General features: G+C 69.5%; 20 protein-coding genes. 11 read left to right on the top strand and 9 right to left on the bottom strand.

From position 1 onward, the window contains the following. Positions 1-173 precede the first annotated feature (173 nt). From JQS43_RS15200 to JQS43_RS15185, 4 genes are all read right to left on the bottom strand, one after another. The gene (locus JQS43_RS15200; RefSeq protein ID WP_239675047.1) at positions 174-737 is read right to left on the bottom strand and encodes a dihydrofolate reductase family protein; all 564 of its coding nucleotides are present in this window, start codon (positions 735-737) and stop codon (positions 174-176) included. Between the two features lie 105 nt (positions 738-842). Continuing rightward, positions 843-1,904 (bottom strand): sigma-70 family RNA polymerase sigma factor, encoded by a 1,062-nt coding sequence (locus JQS43_RS15195; RefSeq protein WP_420847706.1) that lies wholly within the window; start codon positions 1,902-1,904, stop codon positions 843-845. Positions 1,905-1,909: 5 nt separating this feature from the next. After that, on the bottom strand, positions 1,910-3,865 hold the full coding sequence (locus JQS43_RS15190; RefSeq protein ID WP_239675045.1) for an elongation factor G: 1,956 nt from the start codon (positions 3,863-3,865) through the stop codon (positions 1,910-1,912). A gap of 218 nt (positions 3,866-4,083) precedes the next feature. Continuing rightward, a complete protein-coding gene (locus JQS43_RS15185) occupies positions 4,084-4,617 on the bottom strand; it encodes a pyridoxamine 5'-phosphate oxidase family protein (RefSeq protein ID WP_239675044.1) in 534 nt (177 codons plus the stop codon). 204 nt (positions 4,618-4,821) lie between these two features. On the opposite strand from JQS43_RS15185, the gene JQS43_RS15180 reads away from it, so the two are divergent. From JQS43_RS15180 to JQS43_RS15135, 10 genes are all read left to right on the top strand, one after another. After that, positions 4,822-5,724 (top strand): GNAT family N-acetyltransferase, encoded by a 903-nt coding sequence (locus JQS43_RS15180; protein WP_239675043.1) that lies wholly within the window; start codon positions 4,822-4,824, stop codon positions 5,722-5,724. Between the two features lie 116 nt (positions 5,725-5,840). Then, positions 5,841-6,392: an RNA polymerase sigma factor gene (locus tag JQS43_RS15175; protein ID WP_239675042.1), complete on the top strand. Its 552-nt coding sequence runs from the start codon at positions 5,841-5,843 to the stop codon at positions 6,390-6,392. After that, positions 6,389-7,195: a zf-HC2 domain-containing protein gene (locus JQS43_RS15170; protein WP_239675041.1), complete on the top strand. Its 807-nt coding sequence runs from the start codon at positions 6,389-6,391 to the stop codon at positions 7,193-7,195. Before JQS43_RS15175 ends, JQS43_RS15170 begins: the two co-directional genes overlap by 4 nt. 53 nt (positions 7,196-7,248) lie before the next feature. Continuing rightward, positions 7,249-8,052, top strand: a complete 804-nt coding sequence (locus JQS43_RS15165; protein ID WP_239675040.1) for an ABC transporter ATP-binding protein — start codon at positions 7,249-7,251, stop codon at positions 8,050-8,052. After that, a complete protein-coding gene (locus JQS43_RS15160; protein ID WP_239675039.1) occupies positions 8,049-9,458 on the top strand; it encodes a hypothetical protein in 1,410 nt (469 codons plus the stop codon). The genes JQS43_RS15165 and JQS43_RS15160 overlap by 4 nt, the downstream gene beginning before the upstream one ends. Continuing rightward, positions 9,455-10,069 carry a hypothetical protein gene (locus JQS43_RS15155; RefSeq protein ID WP_239675038.1) on the top strand — a complete coding sequence of 205 codons (615 nt, stop codon included), beginning with the start codon at positions 9,455-9,457 and terminating at the stop codon, positions 10,067-10,069. The genes JQS43_RS15160 and JQS43_RS15155 overlap by 4 nt, the downstream gene beginning before the upstream one ends. A gap of 112 nt (positions 10,070-10,181) precedes the next feature. Next, positions 10,182-10,427 (top strand): AbrB/MazE/SpoVT family DNA-binding domain-containing protein, encoded by a 246-nt coding sequence (locus tag JQS43_RS15150; protein ID WP_239675037.1) that lies wholly within the window; start codon positions 10,182-10,184, stop codon positions 10,425-10,427. After that, entirely contained in the window at positions 10,424-10,828 is a 405-nt protein-coding gene (locus JQS43_RS15145; RefSeq protein ID WP_239675036.1) for a type II toxin-antitoxin system VapC family toxin, read from the top strand. Before JQS43_RS15150 ends, JQS43_RS15145 begins: the two co-directional genes overlap by 4 nt. A 114-nt stretch (positions 10,829-10,942) precedes the next feature. After that, positions 10,943-11,242, top strand: coding sequence for a DUF1905 domain-containing protein (locus tag JQS43_RS15140; RefSeq protein WP_239675035.1), 300 nt, complete (start codon positions 10,943-10,945; stop codon positions 11,240-11,242). Positions 11,243-11,443: 201 nt separating this feature from the next. Further along, a complete protein-coding gene (locus tag JQS43_RS15135; RefSeq protein ID WP_239675034.1) occupies positions 11,444-12,307 on the top strand; it encodes a MerR family transcriptional regulator in 864 nt (287 codons plus the stop codon). A gap of 178 nt (positions 12,308-12,485) precedes the next feature. On the opposite strand, the gene JQS43_RS15130 is transcribed toward JQS43_RS15135, so the two are convergent. The 5 genes from JQS43_RS15130 to JQS43_RS15110 all read right to left on the bottom strand — a co-directional run bounded on the left by JQS43_RS15130 (position 12,486) and on the right by JQS43_RS15110 (position 16,426). Then, on the bottom strand, positions 12,486-13,067 hold the full coding sequence (locus JQS43_RS15130; RefSeq protein WP_239675033.1) for a dihydrofolate reductase family protein: 582 nt from the start codon (positions 13,065-13,067) through the stop codon (positions 12,486-12,488). A 67-nt stretch (positions 13,068-13,134) separates the two neighbouring features. Next, positions 13,135-13,971, bottom strand: a complete 837-nt coding sequence (locus JQS43_RS15125) for a helix-turn-helix domain-containing protein (protein ID WP_239675032.1) — start codon at positions 13,969-13,971, stop codon at positions 13,135-13,137. 388 nt (positions 13,972-14,359) lie between these two features. Next, on the bottom strand, positions 14,360-14,569 hold the full coding sequence (locus JQS43_RS15120) for a hypothetical protein (protein WP_239675031.1): 210 nt from the start codon (positions 14,567-14,569) through the stop codon (positions 14,360-14,362). Positions 14,570-14,707: 138 nt separating this feature from the next. Continuing rightward, positions 14,708-15,196: an NUDIX domain-containing protein gene (locus JQS43_RS15115; protein WP_239675030.1), complete on the bottom strand. Its 489-nt coding sequence runs from the start codon at positions 15,194-15,196 to the stop codon at positions 14,708-14,710. 18 nt (positions 15,197-15,214) lie between these two features. Further along, on the bottom strand, positions 15,215-16,426 hold the full coding sequence (locus tag JQS43_RS15110) for a helix-turn-helix domain-containing protein (RefSeq protein WP_239675029.1): 1,212 nt from the start codon (positions 16,424-16,426) through the stop codon (positions 15,215-15,217). A gap of 133 nt (positions 16,427-16,559) precedes the next feature. Between JQS43_RS15110 and JQS43_RS15105 the strand changes: the two genes are divergently transcribed. Beyond that, positions 16,560-17,594 (top strand): CgeB family protein, encoded by a 1,035-nt coding sequence (locus JQS43_RS15105; protein ID WP_239675028.1) that lies wholly within the window; start codon positions 16,560-16,562, stop codon positions 17,592-17,594. Positions 17,595-17,597 lie beyond the last annotated feature (3 nt).

The raw sequence follows: 17,597 nt of genomic DNA, 5'->3' as shown, positions 1-17,597 counted from the left end.
GCGCGCGTACGAAGGTGGGCCGGTACGCCTCTGATTACTTTCAGTGGTCGCGTCGCGTCACCAGTCTAGGTGCGGATCGGCCGATAGCAAACCCGTGACCAGGGGAGATGAAGTCAGGCCCGCCACCCAGGCGGGTGCCGTGGGGCGGCCATTCCGCTCCTGCCGGCGAGCGGCTATTTCGTCGCCGGCCGGTACCGTACGCTCACCTCGGCCGTCGGATCATCCGCGCCGACCCGGTGGAGGTAGATCGGGTCGCCACCGAGCTGCTCGTAGAGCCGGATGCCCTGCCCCAGCAGCACCGGCGCGATGTGCAGGTCGATCTCGTCGAGCAGCCCCCGCTGGAGCAGCTGGCGGCCGATGTCCGGCGACAGCACCTCCACGTTCTTGCCGCCGGCAGCCGCCAACGCGATCCGCACCGCCTCGGCCAGGTCGCAGTCGAGGAACGTGACGCGGTCGGCTGGTTCGGCGTCGTCCGGGTGGTGGGTCATCACGAAGACCGGCCCGGTGAAGGCCCCACCATAGATGCCCTCGGCGTCGGGGAACGCGTCCCAGCCGCGCCGGCCCCCGAGCACCGCCCCGGTGGTCGTTACGTACTGGTCGACCAGACCGGGCTGCATCGAGATGCCGGTCATCATCCAGCTCATATCATGGTCGGGCCCGGCCACGAAGCCGTCCAGGGACATCGTGAAGTGCCACAGGACCTTGCCCTCGGCGGTCTGTGGTTCGAAGTCGCTCATGCCGTCCTCCTCGCGGTGATTGCTTCTCTTATTCGTGTAGACGGCAACCACCGCGAAACCTCATCGGTCGGGACTCACGGGTCCAGCCCTATGGGTTCAGGTGTCTTATGGGTCCAGGTGCGGCGGCAGACCGAACGCCGGGAAGAGCTCCGGCTCGTGGAAGGCGACGATGTCGCTGATCCGACCGTCCCGCACCCGCAGCACCCCGATCCCGAACGGTTCGAAGACCTGCCCGCCGGGCGGCCGTCGGTAGCTCGCCGCGGCGAGCTGGCCGTTGGCGCTCGTTGCGACCAGCCGAAACGTTCCGATGTAGTCCGGCGAGGCTTCGTCCCAGGTGGCCGCCAGCGCCGCGAGGACCGACTCGCGGTCGGCGAACCACTCCGGGTAGGGCGGCATCGTCGCGCGTACGTCGGCCGCTAGTAGCTCAGCGACTCCGTCGAGGTCACCTCGTTCGACCGCGGCCATGTACCGGCGCAGCACCCGCCGATCCTCCTCGCTGGGCGGCGCGGGCGGCGCCCACTCGGCCCGGCCCGCCGGCAGGTGCTCGCGCAGCGTGGCCCGGGCTCGTTGCAGCGCGCTGTTGACCGACGCGACACTGCCGTCGAGGGCCTGCGCGGTCTGCCGGGGCGGCCAGCCGAGCACATCGCACAGGATCACCGCGGCGCGCTGCCGGGGTGGCAGGTGCTGCATCGCGACCAGGAACGCGAGCTCCAACGTCTCTCTGGCGACGACCATCGACTCGGGCTCGTCCGCGCTCGGCGCGGCTGGCTCCCACAGGTGGTCGGGGAACGGCTGCAGCCACGGACCGGCGTCACCATCGCCGGCGAGCTGCCCGGCCCCGGCCGGCGGCCCCGCCTGATCGGGCAGCAGCCGCCGTTTCCGGCCGTCGAGCGCGTCCAGGCAGGCGTTGGTGGCGATCCGGTAGAGCCAGGTGCGCAGCGATGACCGCCCGGCGAACCCGTCCCGCCCGCGCCATGCCCGCAGGAACACCTCCTGTACCAGGTCCTCGGCCTCGTCGAACGACCCGAGCATGCGGTAACAGTGCACCCGCAGCTCGCGCCGGTGCGCTTCGACCCGCTGGGCGAAGGTGTCGTCTTCGGTCACCGGACGACCGTACCCAGCTTCGGTCCTGCGCCGCGGGAGTTGCCGGGGTGGCGTCTCCATCATCATGGTCACCGCGGCACCGCCCGGAACCATCCCTGGCGATCGGCCGGGTCCGGTCCGCGTCGGCGGAGCGTCGGCGGGCGTTCGTCCGTCACCGGAGCGTAGTGGTCGAACCGGGTCACCAGGACGCCCTCACCGCCGGTCAGGTCCGGTAGGACCGCGGCGAGCCGCGGCAGCCGCGCCGAGGGCAAAGTGCCGACCAACCGCAGGTACGCCCCGTCGGCCGCGGCGTCGAGGATCGGCGCCCCGAGCCGGCCGAGCAGGGCGGCGACGGCGCTGTGAGCGGGGCGGGGGAGCTCCAATTCGAACCGGTTGACCGGGTGGCACACTCGGGTTCCCGCGCGCCGCAGCGCCGCGGCCACCACCACCGGGGCGAGGTTGCGGAAGTCGGCGGCGACGCTGGAGATGGACTTGTCGAACTTCTGGTGTGGCTTGCTCTGGCGGGGCCAGTACTGCGACGAGGTCATGGTCACCGTGCAGTCGGTGACCGGCCAGCCGTGCGGGCCCTGTCGCAGGGCCCGTCGTACTCCCTCCTCGGTGGCGGTGATGAATGCCACCGGCAGCCGGCCGCGTTCGATGCCGGGGGAGAAGGTCACACCGTGCTCCGCCGGGGCGGCTTCGATGCGCAGACCGATGCCGGCGAGGTAGGGGTTTCCGTCCTGTTTGATGAGTTCCGCACCGTCGCCGGCGCCGACCACCCGCTCGATGCAGGCGGTCATGGTCTGCGCGAACCGGGCGCGGATGCCGAATCGCTCGCTCAGTAGCGCGGCCACAACCTCTTTCTGAACCTCGCCGTGCAAGCTGATCAACGCTTCGCCAGCGTGCTGGTCGATCCGCAGGTCGACCAGTGGATCCTCGTCGGCGAGTTCGGCCAGCCCGGCGTACAGGGCGGTGCGTTGGGTCGGGTCCACCGGCTCGACCAGCGCCTGCATCGTCGCTGGCGGGAACCGGTGGGTGCGTCGCCGGGGTGGTTGCCCGACGGTGTGGCCGATCTGCGCCGAGGTGCCGCGCACCGCCACGATCTGGCCGGCCCGAGCCGTCGGGCTGACAACGCCACCGCCGGGCTCGCTCACTTCGAGTTGGGTGACCCGCTCCGGGCGGGCAGTTGCGGACGGAATCCGGTCTCGGACCCGCAGCTGGCCGGACCACAACCGGAGCCATGCTCGCCGGCCCACCTCGTCGCGGTCGACGGCGAACACTGTGCCCGCCAGCGGCCCGTCCTGCTCAACGGCGGGAGGCAACAGCTCGACCAGCGCCCGGCGAAGTTCCGGCACGCCGGCCCCGGTGACCGCCGAACCACACAGGACCGGTGTCGCCGCATTGCGGGGGACGCCGCGTCTGATCGCGCGTCGGACCCGCCGTCGGCTCACCCGCTCGCCCGCCAACCAGGCGGCGAGCACGCCGTCGTCCACATCGGCTACCGCCTCGATGACCGGATCGGAGTCCAGGGGGAGCTGACGTACGCGAGCGTTGCGTCGGCCGGCATCGGCGACCTCGGCCAGCATGACGGCGTGCGGGGTAAGTCGGGCCCGGACCTGGGCGAGCGTCCGGGCGACATCGGCCCCCGCCCGGTCGACCTTGTTGAGAAACAGCACCGTGGGCACGCCGATCCGGCGCAGCGCCCGCCAGATGACCACGGTCTGCGGCTGCACGCCCTCCACGCTCGACACTACGAGCACGGCCGCGTCCAATACGGCTAGCGAGCGTTCGACCTCGGCGATGAAGTCCGGATGGCCCGGCGTGTCGACCAGATTGACGACGAGACCGTCGATCGCGAACGAGGTGACCGCCGCCCGGATGGTGATGCCGCGCCGGCGCTCCAACTCCATCGAGTCGGTGTTGGTCGTACCGTCGTCGACCGAACCGGGCTCATCGAGCACCCCCGCCTCGAACAACAGGCGTTCGGTCAGGCTGGTCTTTCCTGCGTCAACATGGGCGACCACGCCCAGATTCAACAACGGCAACGCGCGCCTCCACGGTAGGACGGTCAAGGGTCCGGAGCGTGGAAGTTGCTCGCATTGGTGTGTCCTCTCGGCTCGGGTTCAGCGCCTGGCAACGAATTGTGGCAGCTCAATCGGGCGCCGGCCAGCGATTTCTGGCCGAGCACAGTGCATGGATGCCCTGCCTGCGGGCGGCCATCATCGGCACTTTGCCGATGGCGGGTGAGCAGCCAGCCGTGGCCTCAGCGCCACCGGTAGCGGGTCTGGGAGGATTCGCTACCCGTCGCGAAGGCGAACCCCTTCTCCGGCTGGACCCGGTAGAGCTGAACATCTCCGGTCCGGACGGCATCGCCCAGCTGATACCAGGTTCCGTCCTCGCGGGTGAGCTGCCAGCCATAGGCCTGTTCGAACGCGGTCGCGACGGCTTCCCGGACGGCGTAGTCGGTGACCAGGCTCGCCGTGCCTTCGATGATGTAGTCCACGCCGGTCAGGGTGTCGGTTCCGGCGGTGAGCGCGCAGTGCGGATTAGCGCTGAGATTCTTGGCTTTCTGCTCGTGCTCCCCGGTGGCGAACCACATCGCGCCGTGCGACCAGATCGCCAGCAACGGTGTCACGTGGGGTCGGCCGTCTCGGCGTACCGTGCACAACTGGAACTTCTGGATCCGGCGCAGTGCCCCTTCCGTGGCCTCCCACGGCGTCAGGGCGGCGCCTGGCGAGGAGAACGGACCGAGGCTGGCCTGCGGCGCGGTCGAGTCGTCGGCCATCTGAGCGGACATGATTCCTCCCTGCCATCGTGGGTCCGCGGCGCTGTCTCCGGCGTGGTCGGCCCTACTGGTTGTGGTTTGCAATCAGCACCGACGCTAGACGGTGTGGTGGCAGATTGCAACCACTATCGGGGAGGGCGGCGGCTGCGCGGGGCGCCGTGGTCGGAGCTTCAAAAAGGGTTGCTGATGCTGAGTCGAGGGTGGTGAGGTGAGCCGATGCCGGCCCTGATGACCGTTCCCGCCGCGACTGAGCTGCAGCGGCTCGCTGTTGATTTGAGCAATTGGCTGACTGACCGAAGGTCATTCGAACTTCACCCCGGTGACCTCGGTTGGCACTCAATGGTCGGAGCAACGAGGACAGCTGCGAACCTGCGAGTATGGTCCCGAAACGGGGAGATGGTCGCCCTGGGGTTACTGGACAAGCCGGATATTCTGCGCATGGCGATGGATCCAGCAGCGTACGACGATGACGAGCTGGCGCGGCAGATCGGCTCAGACATCAATGACCCTGACGCGGGAGTCCTGGCTGCCGGAGCAGCAGTAGTCGAAGTACGAGGTGCCCGCAGCCTTCGGAAATACTTGTCGGACGCAGGGTGGATCGCCGATGAGCTCTGGACACCATTTCACTGCGACTTGTCCCATCCGATCGGCACAGAGCGGATGGAGCAGAAGGAAATCCGAATCGAGACCAGCGGTCCTGACCAGGCGGAAGCCTGGGTCGCAGTGCACTGGTCTGCCTTCAAAGGCACCCCCTTCGGTGGCGAGGACAAGCGACGCCTCCTAGAGCGGTGGGGCACCTTGGCTGGAGGGCCGTTCTCTCATCTCGCGCGGCATCTGATCGCATTCGACAAAAATGACAACGCCGTTGCCGTCACCACGGTGTGGGGTGCTGGCAACGGCCGGCCCGGGCTCATCGAACCCATGGGTGTGCACCGCGACCACCGCGGGCGCGGATATGGAGTCGATATCACTATCGCGGGCGCGGCTGCCTTGAGGGACATGGGGTCGTCGAGCGCCGTCGTGGTCGCGGAGACCTCCAACGCCGGGGCCCTTGCGACCTATTCGGCGGCTGGTTTCACAGCCAGCGAACCCGTTGCTGACCTCAAGCGGCCTGCCTGAGATCTCCCACGACCAGCTAGCCTCGTCGCGGCTGACTGGCCCGCTCATCCCCGACCTGTGACGCGGGTCATAGCGACAGGGAAACCGTGCGGGAGGGGTGCGGCGTCTTGCGGGGTGTGAGTCGAAACCTGGAGACGCTCGACGAGGGCGAGTTGCTGCGCCGGGTCGCCCGGGGCGACCGGTCGGCCTTCGACGAGTTCTACCGGCGTACCGCGCCCTGGTTGACGGTTCGGCTGCGTCGGCGCTGCGCCGACGAGGACCTGGTCGCCGAGGTGCTCCAGGAGACCTACCTCGCAGTCTGGCGCTCCGGCGGCAGCGTCGCCCATGACGCTGCCCGGGGTAGCGCCGTGGGCTGGCTCTGGACCATCGCCGCCCGTCGGTTGGTGGACGCGTTCCGGCGGCGGGCCCGCCGCGAGCGGCTGCCGGCGGCGTTGGCCGTCGAGCCGGTCGCTCCGGCGGCCGAGGAGCAGGTGCTCGCCGACCGGATGGACGCGGACCTGGAGCAGGCGCTGTTGGCGCTGCCGGAGAACCTGCGCCAGGTGCTACGGGCGATGGTCCTCGACGGTCTGACCGTCCGGGAAACCTCGCTGCTGCTCGGCATGCCGGAAGGAACCGTCAAGACCTACGCCCGGCGGGCCCGGATCGCGCTGCGGGAGGCACTATCATGATCACCCACCCGTCCCCTGTTCTCATCGCCCGCTACGCCACCGGCGACGGTGCCCTCGACGAGGCCCGGGTCTGGGCGATCGAAGCCCACCTGGAGGAGTGCCCCGGCTGTCGGGCCCGGCTCGCCGACGCGGTGCCGTCGCCCACCCGGGAGCTGCTGGACCGGGTGGCCGTCGAGGTGGCGGCCGGGGTCGCCGCCGGTCCCGGCCCGGCCCGGCGGAGCCGGTTGCGGCGCACCGGCGTCGCCGCCCGGATCCTGCCCTGGTTCGCGACCGCGGCCGGACTGATCCTGCTGGCGGCTCTGTTCGACCTCGCCTTCCCCCGGATCCCGTCGCTGGTGCTGCTGCTGGCGCCGGTGGCGCCGCTGCTACCGGTGGCCGCCGCCTGGAGTCGGCGCGCCGATCCGGCCTGGGAGCTGCTGGCCAGCGTCCCCCGGACCGGGCTGGTGCTGCTGCTGCGCCGGACATTGGCGGTGCTGGCGGCGATCCTGCCGGCGCTCGCGGTCGCGGGTGGAGTGACCGGCCACTCCCCAGCGCTGTGGTTGCTGCCGTGCCTGGCCTTCACCGCCGCCGCCCTGGCGATAGGTGCGCTGGTGGGGGTGGAGCGGGCCGCGCTCGGGCTGGCGGTGGCCTGGTCCGCGGCGGTGGTGGTGCCGAGCCTGGTCGGCCAGCGGCTGCCGACCATTTTGGAACTCAGCAGCTGGCCCGGTTGGGCGGCGGTGCTGGCCGTGCTGGTGGCCGTGCTGCTCATCCGGGCGGGAGCCTACCGCCGGCTGCCGGTCAGCCGGTTCGACCTGTCTACCTGAAGCCGGTTCCCAGCCGTCTACCTGAACCCCGTTCCCGACCGAAACCGGAGTTGATGATGCGTGCCGTCAGCGCGGCGGAGACCGCACCCCCCACGTACACCTGGGCGGTGCAGGCCCAGGACCTGGTCGTCCGAGCCGGACGCCACCTCGCGGTCGACCGTCTGAGCCTGGCGCTCGGCACCGGCGTGCACGGCCTGCTCGGCCCCAACGGCGCCGGCAAGACCACGCTGATGCGGGCCCTGGCCACGGTGATCAAGCCGGCCGGAGGCCGGCTGACCCTGCTCGGGCAGGAGGTCACCGGCCGAGCCGACCTGCGCGGGGTACGCCGTCAGCTCGGCTACCTGCCACAGCACTTCGGCTACTATCCGCGGTTCACCGTGCGGGAGTTCGTCGAGTACCTGGCCTGGTTGAAGGAGCTGCCGAAAGCGGAGGTGCCGGGTGCGGTGCAGCGGGCGGTCGAGCGGGTCGGCCTGGCTGACCGGGCCGACTCCAAGCTGAAGACGCTCTCCGGCGGCATGCTGCGGCGGGCCGGCATCGCCCAGGCGATCGTCAACGACCCGGAGGTGCTGCTGCTCGACGAGCCGACCGTCGGGCTGGACCCGGAGCAGCGGATGAGCTTCCGGGACCTGCTCCGCGACCTCGGCCAGGACACCTGCGTGCTGGTCTCCACCCACCTGGTCGAGGACGTCGCGGCGGCCTGCACCGAGGTGGTGCTCGTCGACCAGGGTCGACTGGCGTGGCAGGGCGCCCCGGCGCAGTTGGCGGAGCAGGGCGGCCAGGGCGACGCCGGGGACAGCGCCATCGAGCGCGGCTACTCCGCGCTGCTGCGGGTGCACCGGGGGAGGGCGGCGGCATGACCGGGCTGATCATGGGCATCGAGGTACGCCGCTCGGCGATCATCGGCATCACCCTGGTGCTGCTGGTGGCTGGGCTGGGGCTGACGGCGACCGGCACGGACCTGTTCGCCGGCCGGTGGACCCAGTGGGCGTTCACCGGGCGGGCGGCGCTGGTGCTGCTCATTCCGGGGGCGTTGGCCGGCGGGGCGTGGCTCGGCCGCCGCGACCGGCGGCACCGGGTCAACGAGCTCTTCAGCACCGCGCCGCGGCCCCGCTGGCAGCGGCTCGCTCCGCTCGCCGTGGGCTTCGCGCTCGCCCTGACCGTCGGGTATCTGCTGATGCTCCTCCCCGGTGTGGCGCTGGTGGCGCCGATCGCCGGGTACTTCCCGGTCGGAGCGCTGCCGACGGTCGCGGTCGGCGTTCCGGCGTTGATCGCCGCCGGCTGGCTGGGGATGGCGGCCGGCCGGGCGGTACCCCGGATCGTGACCGCGCCGGTGCTGGCGGTGGTCGGGTTCGTCGTGACGGGAGTGCTGCCGCAGGTCGTAACGTCGATGAGCTACAACGACTACTTCGAGAAGGTCCGGCCCGAACCGGCGTCGATGCTGCTCAACCCGGTGACTATCGACGGCGTCGACGAGTTTCAGGTCATGCCGGTCGGGGTCAGCGCGCTGCAGACCGGATGGCTGGTGGCGGTCGCCGTGACCGGCTTCCTGCTGCTCGCCGCGGCCAGCCGCCGCGTGCTTGCGCTGGCGGTGCTGCCGGGGTTGTTGGCCGGCGCGGCGGTGGTGCCGCTGCTGCCGACCGACGGCTACAGCGGTGCGGCGCAGATCGACGCCACCGCCACCGAGCTGGTGTGCGACACCGATGGGCCGCCGGTGTGTGTGCGAAAGGTGCACGCCGCGCTGCTGCCCGACGTGGTGGCGCCGGCTCGGCAGACGCTGCGATTGATGGCGGAGAAACTCCCCAACCCGCCCAACCGGGCGGTGCAGAGCGCGGAGGTCGAGAACTGGGCGCTGCCGGTGGACGCCCCGCCGTCGGTCCGGAATCCAGCCGACGACCTGGTCTTCGACCGCCCGTTCTTTGACCGGACCGGGCGGGCCGATCTCCAGGCCGGCTACTTTGCCGGGGGCTGGGAGCACGACCTGCTCTCCGCCGGCTGGCGCCAGGCGTGCGGCGAAATCGGCACCTGGTACCGGATCGGGGCCGTCGCCGAGGAGGCTGCCGCCGCCTGGCTGACCGACCAACCGCCGACACCGCGGGGGTGGTTGGACGATGCCGCCGTCGCCGAGGCGAACGAGGTCTACCAGGAGCTGATCGCGTTGCCGGAGGCCGAACAGCAGCGGCGGATGGGAGCCGCTCGGGAGGCCGCACTGGACTGCCGGATGGACGACGCGGCGGCACTGATCACCGGGGAGCAGGCGCCGTGAGCGGGCTGCGGCTCCACCTGCGGGCCCGGCGGGTCCCGCTGGCGCTGGCGGTCACCATCGGCATGGTCGCACTGGTCTGGGGGGCCTGGTCCTATTTCTCCGATGCGGTGACCGTCAACCCGCGGATGATCAGCATCACTGTGCTGGTGGCAGTGGTCGCGTTCGGCGCCACCCTGGCCGGGGCGGACGACGCGTTGGAACGCACCGGGGCGGTCAACTGGCAGGTCCGCCGGGCTGGGCACCTGGCGCTGGCCACCGCGGTGATCGTCGGGATGTTGCTGCTCACCACCGTCACCGACGCCCGGTTCGAGCCGCTGACGCTGGTGGTGCGCAACACCGTCGGGCTGGTCGGGCTGGTCGCCCTGGGGGCGGCGCTGTTCGGTGCGGCGCTGTCCTGGCTGCCGCCGCTGGGCTGGACGCTGGTGGCGATCATGCCGTTCATGCAGCCGAGTGAGCGGCTCGGGACCCAGCTCCTGGCCTGGCTGATCCAGCCCACCGACGCCACCGCGGCCGCGGTCTGCGCCACCGCACTGGCCGTGGCCGGGCTGTTCGCGTACAGCCTTCGCGGGTGTCCACTGCGGCCGCCGGCGGAGACCGCAGCGGATCAGTAGCCCGCCCCGAGGGCCTACGAGACCTGTTAACACAAACGTCGCTGGGCCGCCAGGGTGGCCGCCGGAAAGGCCAGCGCAGCGAGTTCGCCAGATTCGATGGTATGATCGTGCCATGAGAACTGCCATCGACGCGGCCGGCCGCGTCGTGATCCCCAAAGCGCTCCGGGACGCGCTCGGTCTGGCGCCAGGGCAGCCTCTCGACATCGTCTTCCGAGACGGACGGTTGGAGATCGTGCCGGAGCCCACCCCGATGCGGTTAGTGGACGAGGGTGAGGGCGTGGTGGCTGTTGCGGACGTCGAGATGCCGCCCCTGACTGTGGACCTGGTGCGTGAAACTCTGGAGCAGGTCCGTCGATGATTGCGGTGGACTCCAGCGTCGCGATTGCGGGGTTCGCGAGTTGGCACGAGCAACACGCATCCGCCCGGAAGGTCCTCGCCCGGTCGCCTCGGCTGGTAGCCCACGCTGCGCTGGAAACCTATTCGGTTCTTACCCGGCTCCCACCACCTCACCGGGCACAGGCCGACCTGGTCCGGGCCTTCTTGACCAGTCGCTTCCCAGGTCACCTGCTCAGTCTGCCGGACAACCAGTACCGGGAGTTGCTCGACCTCCTCGCCGAGCGTCAGATCCTGGGTGGCCGGGTCTATGACGCGTTGATTGGAATGACAGCCGCTGCGCATGAAGCCACCCTTGTCAGCTTTGACCGTCGAGCGGCGCTCATGTATGAAGCCGTGGGCGTCAACGTCGAGCTACCCGATTGACCCCGTCTGTCGATCACGAGGCCACCGGAGGCTGCAGCTGCGGCCCATCGAGACGGCGACGGTACGAGGGTGGCGTAACCATCGGCCGTCGGACCGGCATGTGACGCTGGGCCGATGGTCATTGCCTTCGACGCTGAGCTGTGGTTCTGGGATGCGCGGCGGGCCGACACGTGGACCTTTGTCAGCCTGCCGGTCGAGGCCTCCGAGGAGATCCACGAGGTGGCCGGCGGAGCACGCCGCGGCTTCGGCGCGGTGCGGGTGCAGGTCACCATCGGAGGCAGCAAGTGGCGGACATCGATCTTCCCGGATGCCGCAAAGGGTTGCTACGTACTGCCGGTCAAGCGTGCCGTCCGAAAGGCGGAGGCGCTCGAGCCGGGCGATGTCGCGACCGTGACCGTCGAACTCGTCGACTGAGCGTCGCCGGGTGTGAGGCCACTACCGCCCGCCGTCAGCGGTCGGGACGGCCGGTTCGGTGTCGAACATCGCCACATTGCTGTGCTTGGACTGGCGATGTGGCGCCGGCTGCCGGACAGTGATCCGGTCCGGGTCATCCCGGGGATCCGGCTCGCCAGGTTCCTTGACCCTTCCCTGAGGGAAGACTGCAGGATGGCAGCCGTGGACGACGAGCAGCTGAGTATCGGACGCTTCGCGGCGCTAACCCGCCTTTCGCTGAAGGCGCTGCGTCTTTATGACGAGAACGGTCTGCTGCCCGCCGCCCACGTCGACCCGCACAGTGGATATCGATATTACTCACCACGCCAGTGCGAGCGTGCCGTCCTGATCGGCGCGCTACGCCGGATCGGAACCCCCCTCGCAACTATCCGCGACGTGCTCGACGCTGAACCTGACGACGGTCTGGCGATCTTCCACGAGTGGTGGGTGAGCGAACAGCGGGAGTTCCAGAACCGGCGGGGTCTAGCGCGTTATGTCACCGCCCGTCTCTCACCCAGAGGAGAACCGACCATGGAGATCCGTACCCGAGTCGTCCCTGAGCGCAAACTCGCTTTTATCGGGAAGGAAATGTTCCAGCCCGAGCTGGAGAAGTTCATCATGCGTAGCTTCACCACGATCTTCGACCATCTGATCGCGCTGGGACTGCGTACCAACGGCACCACTCCCGAGGAGCCGACCTACACCATCTTCCATGGGCCTGTGACACCGGATCAGTCATCGCTGGTCGAGGTGTGCGTGCCGTTCGTAGGCTCGGTTGAGCCGGCCGCCGACATCGCGATCCGGCTGGAGCCGGAACATCATGAGGCGTTCACTCCGCTGACCAACCGGGAGGCCCAGTTCCCGCAGATCCTGCACGCATACGACGCGGTCGCTCAGTGGGTCCACGCCAACGGCGAGCCGATCGCTACGATGCCCTGCCGCGAGGTCTATGTGACAAACGTGCCTGATGCCGACCTGGATGACCACGTGATGGATGTCGCGTTCCCCTACCTTCCCGAGGGCAGTTCCGCAGGGAAGAAGGTGTAGCCGCCCCCGGCCGGATCGGGCGTAACCGTCAGGGCTGGCGCGCCGCCTCGCCGAACAGGTGATCCGGGTCGTAGGCGGCTCGTATCCGCGCCAGCCGTTGCTCGCGGCCGCTCCAGCCGCAACCGAAGCAGTGACCGCGTGCGGTGCGCAAACTTCTTCGCGTACCCGCTCAGATCGGTCAACGGCGCACCCGATAGCGCAGGTGAAGCACCCGGGTGCCCTGAACCACCACGTCAGGATCCGCCAACAGGTGCTGCGCGTAGACCGGCCCGAAGTAGCGCTTGCCGGACCCGAACACGACGGGTACGACGTCCATGCGCACCTCGTCGACCAGGCCCGCGGCAAGCACTTGGCCACCGACGTCGCCAGCGGCGACCTCGACAATGCGGTCGCCCGCGAGCTCCTGCGCCTCGGCTACGGCTGCCTCGACGCCGTCGACAAAGTGAAACGGCGTCTCGGGGTCCCAGCCCTCGGGCGCCGGCCGGTGCGTCACGACGACCACGTGGTCGATCCCGCTCGGAGGCTCCCCGCCCCAGCCATCGGTCATGTCGAAGACGTGGCGGCCGACGATTGTCACCCCGATCTGGTCCCAGTACGGCCGGGTGTAGTCGTAGGACGTCTGCGACACCTTCAACGCGCCGCTGGAGTCCAACGGGACGTCACCGCTGGTCAACCAGTCGAACAGCGGTCCGGGCTGGTCGTTCCCGTCCGCGATGAAGCCGTCCACCGACACCGAGCTGTACATGACCACCTTGCCCACGGGCACTCTCCTCTGCTTCAGGGTGCCCTCAAACTATCGGGTCGTGAGCTGCGGCTCTTGTACGAAATCAATCGGCCGGCAGCGGCCAACTGTCCAGCACGTGGCCGGGATGCTCGCGCAGGAATCGCCGCCGGACTTCGACGTACCGGGTCGGCGTGAGCCCGGTGAACGCCCGGAACTCGTGACCGAAGTGGGCCTGGTCGAAGTAGCCCGCTTTGCCGGCGAGGTCGGCCCAGTCGATCGGTCCGGCGGGGTCGATCGCGAACACGGTGGCGGCGAAGCGGTAGGTGCGGGCCAGCCGCTTCGGCGTGATGCCAATGAGCTCCTTGAACCGCTGCGCCAGATGAGTGCTGCTGACACCAGCTGCCACCCGCAGGTCGCCGATCGCCACCGCCCCGCTGGTCGCCGCGATGACGCTGCTCGTATGGCGGATCAGCCCAAGGCCGGCGGTTTCGCGCAGCCGTCGCATCAGCTCCTCCTCGAGCAACGTCAGCATCTCGTGCGGTCCGGGCGCCGTGGCCAGCCGGTCTCGCAGCTCAGCACTGGCGGACCGGCCCCAAACCTGCTCCACCGTCACCGGCCGGTCACACAGCTCGGCCGCGGGCATCGGCAGGAACGGCGCCAGCCCCCACGGCTGGAAGTGCACGCCGACGGACCGGGTCCAGAGCGGGTAGCCGAACTCCCACGCGCGGGTGGGCATGGTGACCACGCAGCCGTCGGCGTACTCGGCCGGCTCGATGTCGGAGCCGGCGCGGATGCGGAACGGCGCCCCGAGGTTGACGATGAGCAACGCCGCCGGCGGCGGCAGGGTCAGCCGGGCGTACGGCGGCGCACCCTCCAGGTAGTAAAGGTCGTCGATCAGCCCGTCCAGCGGCGGTCGCGGCACTCTGGACACGTACTCCACGCCCACAGCATCGCCGACGCCCCGCCGGCGTCGCGCGCCGGGCGGCACGGCCGGCGCAGTGGCCACACGGCCAGCGGGGAGGCGCCAGGTTCGGGTAGGTGACTCACGAACCGCCTCCAGGCCGCCATGGGTCTATGCGGTGCTGAGATCGGTGACTGGTAGACCGGTCTCGCTTTCGACCAGTTGGAGGGCCAGTTCAGCCCTCGCGGCGAGTTTCAGCGGAGCCAGGTCTTCGGTGAACATAGCGTGCGCTAGGCGGTCGAGGCCGGCGCCGAGCAGCGGGGTGGCGGTGCGGAGCGCAGTAGGTAGGGCCGCGCCCGCGCCTCGGCGGAAGCCTGGCGAGAGCTGCCAAATGAAAGATCACGACTGACACCGGCCTGCGAGTTCGTCAGGACCAGAGAGAGGAGATCGGGGCGGCGACGATGCGGTCGCCGAGCGGCAGCAGCCGGGTACCCGTGTGCAGCACGATGCCGCCGACGAACCGGTCGCCGAGTTCGTCGCGGAGCCAGGACAGGTGGCGGCCGTCGGCGGACTTGGGGGCCGCGGTCGCCTTCGCCCCGCCTGTCGCGGTCCCACCGACAGTCAGTACTCGTGCCACCGCACCGTGCGACGGGTCTGAATGGCCGGTGGACCCGCGATGCGCCTGGGAACGAACCTGCACGCGTTGATCATGCAGTGATGGTGTGTGCTGCGAAGACGTCGAGGCTAACCAGAGGTCCGGCCATCGCGCTGACTACTACGCGTACTGGGCCGGACCGACTTCTGTTCCGTGTTCCGCGTAGATGGTGCGGTGTTGTTCGCGGGCTCGGAGGGCGAGGCGTAGGCGTCTTGCCAGTCGGTCCGGTAGGTGGTCGTCAAATTCCTGGGGCTCAACTAGCCGGATGTCGCTGATCTCCCCGTCGGGGAAGGTCGCGCTGCCGAGGGCGTCGCCTGGCAGGATGCCTCCGCCGAATACGAACAGGATCTTGTCCCCTTCGTGCCGGGCGGGTGCCCAGTCGACCACGAGTGGCTGCGGTCGTACCGGCCAGGTGCGGCCTAGCTCCTCCACCAACTCGCGGCGGCAGGCTGCTAGTGGCGACTCGCCGGGGGTGACGTACCCGCCGGGGATGTCCCACCCGCTCTTGTATGTGGGCTTGACCAGCAGCACTCGGCCGGCAGCGTCGGCAAATAGGGCGCCGGCGGCTACCCGTGGTGTGGCGATCTTGTCCGCGTTGTCCGTGGTCACCGGGTCAGGGTAGCCGGGTCAGGTCTGGACGTGGAGCCGTCTGGCTAGCGCCAGCAGCGCTGTGGAGGGTTTGCCACGGCTGCGTCGTAGCCAGGTGAGGGTGAGCTGCCGGCCGAGGTAGTGGTATCGGACCTGTTCGGGGGCGAGCCGTTCGGCGTCGAGCAGCGTTGTCAGGGCGTCGTCGAGGCGGTTCCACAGGCTGTATGCGCGGGCGACCTCCAGGGCGTGCCTGGCCCGACGTTCCATCGGCAGCGCTGTGGTGTCCACGCGTGGGCCGAGGTCGATCGCGACCTGGATATCACCAAGCTCGCCCGCGGTGGCGACACGGTGGATGTCGACGTTGGTGGGACCGAAGGCCGTCCACAGATGGTTCGCGTCCCGCCCCAGCTGGCCGGCGACGGTGTCGGCCTCGGCCAGGAAGGTTCGGGTGGTGGCACGGTCTTCGGCGCGGGCTGCGGCCATTGCTCCGGCGAGGAAGAGGGTGCCGTAAACCGAGGTGATCTCCGGGGTTGGTGTGGCCAGGTCGGGTCGTAGGAGGTCGGCGGTGTCGCCGGTGAGGCGGACGGCCTCGGCGTACTTGCCGACCGAGAGCAGGGCATGCACGACGCTACGCGCCAGGGAGCCGGTGACGGCGAGGTCGTCGCTGTGCTGGGCGGCGACCAAGCCGCGGTCGGCGGCGATCCACGCCAGCTCGGCCTCGCCGAGCTTGGTGAGCTGCACGGCGGCGAGCTGGTAGCTCAGGGCGAGTAGTTGCTGGCAAGCGGGCTGGTCGGGTCGTTGCTCGGCCGTCGCGTGTGCGCGGGCGAGCAGCCAGGGCAGGCGGGCGGTGACGTACCCGAATCGGGATGCCTGATATGCCTCCCACAGGTCTGCCACGTCGCGGGTCAGTTGCTCGACCGGTGGCGCTTCGACAGCCGGGCCGCCGCGGTCGAACAAGGCGATCCGCCGGTAGTCCAGGAGCGCGTCGCGAAGGGCCGGTACGGTCTGGTGGCCGCTGTCCGGAGTCCAGTCCACCAGCGACGGCTCTGCTAACAGGTCGCCCAACGACACATCCAACGCCTCGGCGACGGTCTTGATCACGGAGAGGCGATCGAGCGGAATCCGATCGTTTTCTACCTTGCTGAGCCAGTCGACGGTCCGTTCCACCAGGCCGGCCAGAACCTCCTGGGACATGCCACGCCGGCGCCGGTACCAGGCGATCCGCTCGCCGATGGTCAACGTGTTGGTCATCCCGCGCACGACACATCCTCCGCTCACCGCCAGCCTACGACCCCGGAAAGCTATTCCGGGGTCGCCGCCGGCGGCGAGGACAGACTGTCTTCATGAACGGACCGAGTGTCACCCCCAACCAAGGGGACCTTGCATGAGGATCGGTTATAGCTGCTGGGGTTTCCTGGGGCCGGGTGTTATGGACACTCCGGATGGTTCGCGTAGCTACCGCCGTTCGTTCATCGACGGTCTGATCGCAGCCGGGCAGGAGATCGTGCTGCTCCAGGCCAACCGTGACCTGGAAGAGGCGGGGCTAGACCTGCGGGACCGCTACCGGTGGGACGGTAAGCTGCCCGAGCTGGACGCGATCATCTTCGAGTGGCGGTGGCCGCTGCCGGGCCGGAACACGACGCCGTGCGGTTCGCCTGGTCACACCTGCGATCTTCACCGCCAGGACCAGCTGGTGGAGCACTACACCATTCGGTTTGGGCTCCCGACTCTGTTGTGGGACTTGGACCGGCAGCTCGCGGTCGATGATCCAATCCGTAGCTTGCCAAATGTGGCGGTGTGCGAGTTCGGAATCTCACCTGGGCCCGGGGTACACACCTTGCTATGCCCGGTGCCTGACGAGCTGCTCGACCGGGTCGACCCAGTGGCGCTGGCTCGGGCGGACCGGCCAGTGCCGCTGGTGTATGTCGGCAACCAGTACGACCGCGACGAGGCGTTCAACCAGTACTTTGCACCAGCGGCGGCGCGATTGTCGCACCGGGTGGCCGGGAAGTGGCCGCGTACCGAGCGGTGGCCGGGGTTGAACTTCACCGGCCGGGCGCCCTTCTCCGAGGTCGAGTCGATCCACCATGGCGCGGTGGCGACGGTGCTACTGCTGCCGGAGCGGTATGCGGCAGTCGGGCACATGAGTTCTCGGTGGTTTGAGGCGCTGCTGGCCGGGTGCTTGCCCATCACCCCGGCCGACATCGCCCATGCCGAGCGGTTCACGCCGCCTGCGCTGCATGTGCGGGACAGCGACGAAGTGGTCGAGCGGCTTGGCTGGTTCACCGGCGTCGCCGGCAGTAGGGAGCACGGCGAGTTGATCGCGTCCTGTTTGCCGTTCCTCGACCAGTCACGAACCTCACGGCAGGTCGCTAGAGCCTGCCAACTGCTGGAGAACCTCAGCAACCGCACCAGTTAGGAC

It is taken from the genome of Natronosporangium hydrolyticum, from assembly GCF_016925615.1.
Classification (GTDB): Bacteria; Actinomycetota; Actinomycetes; order Mycobacteriales; family Micromonosporaceae; genus Natronosporangium; species Natronosporangium hydrolyticum.
This window is presented reverse-complemented; position numbering and strand designations above follow the sequence as displayed.

Coding starts and splice junctions, on each gene's coding strand:
- JQS43_RS15200 (WP_239675047.1), bottom strand. CDS start 737: ATGAGCGACTTCGAACCACAGACCGCCGAGGGCAAGGTCCTGTGGCAC.
- JQS43_RS15145 (WP_239675036.1), top strand. CDS start 10,424: ATGATTGCGGTGGACTCCAGCGTCGCGATTGCGGGGTTCGCGAGTTGG.
- JQS43_RS15110 (WP_239675029.1), bottom strand. CDS start 16,426: ATGACCAACACGTTGACCATCGGCGAGCGGATCGCCTGGTACCGGCGC.
- JQS43_RS15105 (WP_239675028.1), top strand. CDS start 16,560: ATGAGGATCGGTTATAGCTGCTGGGGTTTCCTGGGGCCGGGTGTTATG.
- JQS43_RS15160 (WP_239675039.1), top strand. CDS start 8,049: ATGACCGGGCTGATCATGGGCATCGAGGTACGCCGCTCGGCGATCATC.
- JQS43_RS15185 (WP_239675044.1), bottom strand. CDS start 4,617: ATGTCCGCTCAGATGGCCGACGACTCGACCGCGCCGCAGGCCAGCCTC.
- JQS43_RS15165 (WP_239675040.1), top strand. CDS start 7,249: ATGATGCGTGCCGTCAGCGCGGCGGAGACCGCACCCCCCACGTACACC.
- JQS43_RS15180 (WP_239675043.1), top strand. CDS start 4,822: ATGCCGGCCCTGATGACCGTTCCCGCCGCGACTGAGCTGCAGCGGCTC.
- JQS43_RS15195 (WP_420847706.1), bottom strand. CDS start 1,904: ATGATGGAGACGCCACCCCGGCAACTCCCGCGGCGCAGGACCGAAGCT.
- JQS43_RS15170 (WP_239675041.1), top strand. CDS start 6,389: ATGATCACCCACCCGTCCCCTGTTCTCATCGCCCGCTACGCCACCGGC.
- JQS43_RS15140 (WP_239675035.1), top strand. CDS start 10,943: ATGGTCATTGCCTTCGACGCTGAGCTGTGGTTCTGGGATGCGCGGCGG.
- JQS43_RS15150 (WP_239675037.1), top strand. CDS start 10,182: ATGAGAACTGCCATCGACGCGGCCGGCCGCGTCGTGATCCCCAAAGCG.